The sequence below is a fragment of the Streptococcus sp. SM3 genome (assembly GCF_027497875.1).
This window is the reverse complement of record NZ_JAJNSA010000122.1, coordinates 1-6,844: the sequence shown is the minus strand read 5'-3', so window position 1 is coordinate 6,844 and position 6,844 is coordinate 1. Positions and strand designations below refer to the sequence as shown.

Here is a 6,844-nt window from a genome sequence, read left to right as displayed (position 1 = left end):
GATTTGGCTAATACGGTTGTCATCTTTACGAAGTCCAATGGCAATAGCTGTATCTTCTTCCCCCGTTTTGAAACCTGGTTCTACTTGAACCATTTTAAACTTAGAGTTAGCAGCTTCGGCAGTCAGTGCTTCTGGGCGTTCAGAAACATAGGCATCGATGACACCAGCCTCAAGAGCTTGGCGCATTTGAGCGAAGTCTCCCATGGCTGTTTCTTTTTTAGCACCTGGGATTTGTGCAATCAAGTCATAAAGGTAGACACCTTGTTGAGAAGTGATTTTTGCACCGTTAAAGTCATCCAAAGATTTAGCATTTGCGTAGGCAGAATCTTTTTTGACAAGCAAAACTGGTTCGCTAGTGTAGTAACTGTTTGAAAAGGCAATTTCTTGTTTGCGTTCAGCAGTTGGACTCATACCTGCGATAATCATGTCGATCTTACCAGAAGTAAGGGCAGGAACTAGGCCTTCCCACTTTGTTTTAACAACCAAAGGTTCTTTACCTAAGTCCTTAGCGATTTTCTTGGCGATTTGAACATCGTATCCGTTAGCATACTGGTTAGTCCCATCGATTTTGACAGCCCCATTGCTATCATCATCCTGAGTCCAGTTAAAGGGGGCATATGCCGCTTCCATACCGATGCGTAAATATTCATCAGCTTGAGCAACATTGACAAGTCCCAGCATCAGCAAGAGACTTGTGAAAATAGATAAGTATATTTTTCTCATGATTTCTCCTATTTCTAATCTATTAAAAAATAACTGTCTCCTATTTTATCGAAAAAAACTCTATTTTTCAATATAGGTAAGCCCTTACTTGAGAAAAAATGATATAATGATAGCAAAGATAAAAAGGGGGCTTAGTTGATGAAAAAAACTTTTTTCTTACTGGTGTTAGGCTTGTTTTGCCTTCTTCCACTCTCTGTTTTTGCCATTGATTTCAAGATAAACTCTTATCAAGGAGATTTGTATATTCATGCAGACAATACGGCAGAATTTAGACAAAAGATAGTTTATCAGTTTGAGGAGGACTTTAAGGGCCAAATCGTGGGACTTGGACGTGCTGGCAAGATGCCTAGCGGATTTGACATTGACCCTCATCCGAAGGTTCAGGCTGCGAAAAACGGTGCAGAACTAGCAGATGTTACTAGCGAAGTAACAGAAGGAGCAGATGGTTATACTGTTAAAGTTTATAATCCAGGTCAAGATGGCGACACAGTTGAAGTTGACCTTGTCTGGAACTTAAAAAATTTGCTTTTTCTATATGATGACATCGCTGAATTAAATTGGCAACCTCTGTCAGATAGTTCAGGGGCTATTAGGAAGTTTGAATTTCATGTAAGGGGAGACAAGGGGGCTGAAAAACTCTTTTTCCATACAGGGAAACTTTTTAGAGAGGGAACGGTTGAAAAGAGTAACCTTGATTATACCATCCGTTTAGACAATCTTCCGGCTAAACGTGGAGTTGAGTTACATGCCTATTGGCCTCGGACCGATTTTGCTAGCGCTAGGGATCAGGGATTGAAAGGGAATCGTTTAGAAGAGTTTAATAAGATAGAAGACTCGATTGTTAAAGAAAAAGAGCAAAGTAAACAACTCGTTACTTGGGTCTTCCCTTCGCTACTTTCTATCTCCTTGTTATTGAGTATTTGCTTTTATTTTATTTATAGAAGAAAGACCGCTCCTTCGGTCAAATATGTCAAAAATCATCGTATCTATGAACCACCAATGGAATTAGAGCCTATGGTTTTATCAGAGGCTGTCTACTCGACCTCCTTGGAGGAAGTGAGTCCCTTGGTCAAGGGAGTTGGAAAATTCACCTTTGACCAACTTATTCAAGCTACCTTGTTAGATGTGATAGACCGTGGAAATGTCTCTATTATTTCAGAAGGAGATGCAGTTGGTTTGAGGCTAGTAAAAGAAGATGGTTTGTCAGGCTTTGAGAAAGACTGTCTAGATCTGGCTTTTTCAGGCAAAAAAGAAGAAACTCTTTCCAATTTGTTTGCGTATTACAAGGTATCTGATAGCCTTTATCGTAGAGCAAAAGTCTCTGATGAAAAACGGATTCAAGCAAAGGGGCGTCAGCTCAAATCTTCTTTTGAAGAAGTATTGAAAGAGATGCAAGAAGGAGTGAGAAATAGAGTTACCTTCTGGGGGCTTCCGGATTACTACCGTCCTTTAACTGGTGGGGAAAAGGCCTTGCAAGTGGGTATGGGTGCTTTGACTATCCTGCCCCTATTTATCGGATTTGGCTTGTTCTTGTACAGTTTGGATGTTTATGGCTATCTTTACATCCCCTTGCCAATACTTGGTTTTCTAGGTTTGGTTTTGGCTGTTTTCTATTATTGGAAGCTTCGATTAGATAACCGTGATGGTGTCCTAAATGAAGCAGGGGCAGAAGTCTACTATCTCTGGACCAGTTTTGAAAATATGTTGCGTGAGATTGCACGATTGGATCAGGCTGAATTGGAAAGTATTGTGGTCTGGAACCGCCTCTTGGTCTATGCGACCTTATTTGGCTATGCGGACAAGGTCAGCCATTTGATGAAGGTTCATCAGATTAAAGTGGGAAATCCAGATATCAATCTCTATGTAGATTATGGCTGGCACGGTATGTTTTATCATTCAAGCGCGCAAATGAGCCATTATGCCAGCATCGCAAACACAGCAAGTACCTATTCCGTATCTTCTGGAAATGGAAGTTCTGGCGGTGGCTTCTCCGGAGGTGGAGGCGGTGGCAGTATCGGTGCCTTTTAAAGAGAACTGTCACAGACTAAAAAAATATGCTATAATGGAAGATAGAAAAAGGAGTAATCTATGTATCTTATTGAAATTTTAAAATCTATCTTCTTCGGTATTGTTGAAGGAATTACGGAATGGTTGCCGATTTCCAGTACAGGTCACTTGATTTTAGCAGAGGAGTTTATCCAATACCAAAATCAGAATGAATCTTTTATGTCCATGTTTAATGTCGTGATCCAGCTTGGTGCGATTTTGGCGGTTATGGTGATTTACTTTAATAAGCTCAATCCCTTTAAACCGGGTAAAGACAAGCAGGAAGTTCGTAAGACTTGGAGACTGTGGTTGAAGGTCTTGGTTGCCACTTTACCTTTGCTTGCAGTATTTAAGTTTGATGATTGGTTTGATACTCACTTCCATAATATGGTTTCAGTTGCTCTCATGTTGATTATTTATGGGATTGCCTTTATCTACTTGGAAAAGCGCAATAAAGATCGTGCTATCGAACCAACTGTAACAGAGTTGGACAAGCTTCCTTATACGACAGCCTTCTATATCGGACTCTTCCAAGTTCTTGCTCTTTTACCAGGGACTAGCCGTTCAGGAGCAACGATTGTCGGTGGTTTGTTGAATGGAACTAGTCGTTCTGTTGTGACAGAATTTACCTTCTATCTAGGGATTCCTGTTATGTTTGGAGCCAGTGCCTTAAAGATTTTCAAATTTGTGAAAGCAGGACAGCTCTTGAACTTTGGGCAATTGTTTTTGCTCTTGGTCGCGATGGGAGTAGCTTTTGCAGTCAGCATGGTGGCTATTCGTTTCTTGACCAGCTATGTGAAAAAACACGACTTTACCCTTTTCGGTAAATACCGCATCGTGCTTGGTAGTGTTTTGCTACTTTACAGTTTTGTCCGTTTATTTGTATAAGAAAAACCTTGAAGGGGCAGCTCTTCAAGGTTTTAAAATCCAGTCAGGGTAATCCCCAATAGGCGGACACCTCTTTCTTTCTCGCTTAATTCTTCATAGAGCTGCAGGGCTATTTGGCTTATCTGATTAGCGTCCTGTGTTTTTTGAGCCAGACTTTTTCGTTTAGTGAGAGTTGAAAAGTCCTCGTAACGGATTTTCAAAATGACAATTTTTCCAGCTTTTTCTTGTTGATGTAGATTGAGAGCGACTCTTTCTGATAGGAGAGCCAGCTCTTTTTTGATGTCCTCCTCGGAATGGAGAATCTTTCCATAGGTTTTCTCCTTGCCAATTGATTTACGGATACGATTGGATTTGACTGGGGAATTGTGGATACCTCGAGCCTTTCGATACAGGTCATAGCCCAGTCTTCCAAAACGGTCTATTAGGGTCATTTCAGGAACTTCAAGTAGATCAGCGCCAGTAAAAACACCCATTTGATGCAGCCGTTCTACCGTCTTTTTTCCTACTCCATGAAACTTGGAAATATCCATTTGTTTGAGAAAGTCCTCAGCCTGGTTAGGTAGAATCACTGTCAGACCATGTGGCTTTTGATAATCACTGGCCATTTTAGCTAAGAATTTGTTGTAGGAAACGCCTGCGGAAGCAGTTAGATGGAGTTCTTGCCAGATATCTTTTTGAATGAGGCGAGCAATTTTGACTGCTGACTTGATGCCGAGTTTATTTTCTGTCACATCCAAATAGGCTTCGTCAATACTCATGGGTTCAATCAAATCTGTATAGCGCTTAAAGATAGTTCGAATCTGGAATCCCACAGACTTGTATTTTTCATAATTCCCTGAGATAAAGACGGCCTGGGGGCAACGCTCATAGGCTTCCTTGGAACTCATGGCTGAATGGACACCAAAAGCTCGAGCTTCATAGCTACAAGTGGACACGACACCACGCCCACCTGTTTGCCGAGGGTCGCTTCCGATAATGACAGGTTTTCCTCTGAGTTTAGGATTATCTCTGATTTCCACCGCAGCAAAAAAGGCATCCATGTCAATATGGATGATTTTTCTTGACAAATCATTTAACAAAGGAAAAATCAACATGCCTAGCACCTTTTTACTGCTTATTTTCTTTTATTATACCCTTTTTTCTGAAAAAAAGAAAAAAGGACTTTATTTTTTCAAAAATATAATACAGTTTGGGGCAAAATATAGACTGTTTTAGAAAAGAAAGTGTAAAAACAGGGATTTTTCGCTTGTTGAAATCGGTTACTGTATGGTATACTTGTCTCATGAATGTAACAGATGACTGTTACTAGAAAGAAAAAAGAGGACATTAACATGGTTGTTAAGACAGTTGTTGAAGCACAAGATATTTTTGATAAAGCTTGGGAAGGCTTCAAAGGCGTAGATTGGAAAGAAAAAGCAAGTGTATCACGCTTCGTACAAGCTAACTACACACCTTACGATGGAGACGAAAGCTTCCTTTCAGGACCAACAGAACGTTCACTTCACATCAAAAAAATTGTAGAAGAAACTAAAGCACACTACGAAGAAACTCGTTTCCCAATGGACACTCGTCCAACATCTATCGCTGATATCCCAGCAGGATTTATCGATAAAGAAAACGAAGTTATCTTCGGTATCCAAAACGATGAACTCTTCAAATTGAACTTCATGCCAAAAGGTGGTATCCGTATGGCTGAAACTACTTTGAAAGAAAATGGATACGAACCAGACCCAGCTGTTCACGAAATCTTCACTAAATACGTAACAACAGTTAACGACGGTATCTTCCGCGCTTATACTTCAAACATCCGTCGCGCTCGTCACGCTCACACTGTAACTGGTCTTCCAGATGCATACTCACGCGGACGTATCATCGGTGTTTACGCACGTCTTGCTCTTTACGGTGCAGACTACTTGATGCAAGAAAAAGTAAACGACTGGAACGCAATTGAAGAAATCGATGAAGAAACAATCCGTCTTCGTGAAGAAATCAACCTTCAATACCAAGCATTGCAACAAGTTGTTCGCTTGGGTGACCTTTACGGAGTTGATGTTCGCAAACCAGCTATGAACGTTAAAGAAGCTATTCAATGGGTTAACATCGCCTTCATGTCTGTCTGCCGTGTTATCAACGGTGCTGCTACATCTCTAGGACGTGTACCAATCGTTTTGGACATCTTTGCAGAACGTGACCTTGCTCGTGGTACATTTACTGAATCAGAAATCCAAGAATTCGTTGATGATTTCGTTATGAAACTTCGTACAGTTAAATTTGCTCGTACAAAAGCTTACGACCAATTGTACTCAGGTGACCCAACTTTCATCACAACTTCTATGGCTGGTATGGGTAACGACGGTCGTCACCGTGTTACTAAGATGGACTACCGTTTCTTGAATACTCTTGACAACATCGGTAACTCTCCAGAACCAAACTTGACAGTTCTTTGGACTGATAAATTGCCATACAACTTCCGTCGCTACTGTATGCACATGAGCCACAAACACTCTTCTATCCAATACGAAGGTGTAACAACAATGGCTAAAGACGGATATGGTGAAATGAGCTGTATCTCATGCTGTGTCTCTCCACTTGACCCAGAAAATGAAGAGCAACGCCACAACATCCAGTACTTCGGTGCGCGTGTAAACGTATTGAAAGCCCTTCTTACTGGTTTGAACGGTGGTTACGACGATGTTCATAAAGACTACAAAGTATTTGACATCGAACCAATCCGTGACGAAGTTCTTGAATTTGAATCAGTTAAAGCTAACTTTGAAAAATCTCTTGACTGGTTGACTGACACTTACGTAGATGCTTTGAACATCATCCACTACATGACTGATAAGTACAACTACGAAGCTGTTCAAATGGCCTTCTTGCCAACTAAACAACGCGCTAACATGGGATTCGGTATCTGTGGATTTGCTAACACTGTTGACACATTGTCAGCTATCAAATACGCTACAGTTAAACCAATCCGTGATGAAAATGGCTACATCTACGATTACGAAACAATCGGTGAATACCCACGTTGGGGTGAAGATGACCCACGTTCAAACGAATTGGCAGAATGGTTGATCGAAGCTTACACAACTCGTCTACGTAGCCACAAACTTTATAAAGACGCTGAAGCTACAGTATCACTTTTGACAATCACATCTAACGTTGCTTACTCTAAACAAACTGG

At 40.9% G+C, this 6,844-nt stretch carries 5 protein-coding genes; 3 read left to right on the top strand and 2 right to left on the bottom strand.

Features of this window, described 5'->3' with window-relative positions; genetic code table 11:
• On the bottom strand, positions 1-723 hold a 723-nt coding region (locus PAN06_RS12465; protein WP_269796474.1), incomplete at its 3' end, for a transporter substrate-binding domain-containing protein.
• Between the two features lie 138 nt (positions 724-861).
• Here PAN06_RS12465 and PAN06_RS12460 point away from each other — a divergent pair.
• Together PAN06_RS12460 and PAN06_RS12455 are read left to right on the top strand one after the other, a co-directional pair.
• Positions 862-2,751 (top strand): DUF2207 domain-containing protein, encoded by a 1,890-nt coding sequence (locus PAN06_RS12460; RefSeq protein WP_269796473.1) that lies wholly within the window; start codon positions 862-864, stop codon positions 2,749-2,751.
• A 60-nt stretch (positions 2,752-2,811) separates the two neighbouring features.
• Positions 2,812-3,657, top strand: coding sequence for an undecaprenyl-diphosphate phosphatase (locus tag PAN06_RS12455; RefSeq protein WP_269796472.1), 846 nt, complete (start codon positions 2,812-2,814; stop codon positions 3,655-3,657).
• Between the two features lie 32 nt (positions 3,658-3,689).
• On the opposite strand, the gene dinB is transcribed toward PAN06_RS12455, so the two are convergent.
• The gene (dinB, locus tag PAN06_RS12450; RefSeq protein WP_269796471.1) at positions 3,690-4,751 is read right to left on the bottom strand and encodes a DNA polymerase IV; all 1,062 of its coding nucleotides are present in this window, start codon (positions 4,749-4,751) and stop codon (positions 3,690-3,692) included.
• Between the two features lie 237 nt (positions 4,752-4,988).
• Between dinB and pflB the strand changes: the two genes are divergently transcribed.
• Positions 4,989-6,844 (top strand): formate C-acetyltransferase (pflB, locus tag PAN06_RS12445; protein WP_269796475.1); only part of this gene is annotated, 1,856 nt, incomplete at its 3' end.

Coding starts and splice junctions, on each gene's coding strand:
- PAN06_RS12460 (WP_269796473.1), top strand. CDS start 862: ATGAAAAAAACTTTTTTCTTACTGGTGTTAGGCTTGTTTTGCCTTCTT.
- PAN06_RS12455 (WP_269796472.1), top strand. CDS start 2,812: ATGTATCTTATTGAAATTTTAAAATCTATCTTCTTCGGTATTGTTGAA.
- dinB (WP_269796471.1), bottom strand. CDS start 4,751: ATGTTGATTTTTCCTTTGTTAAATGATTTGTCAAGAAAAATCATCCAT.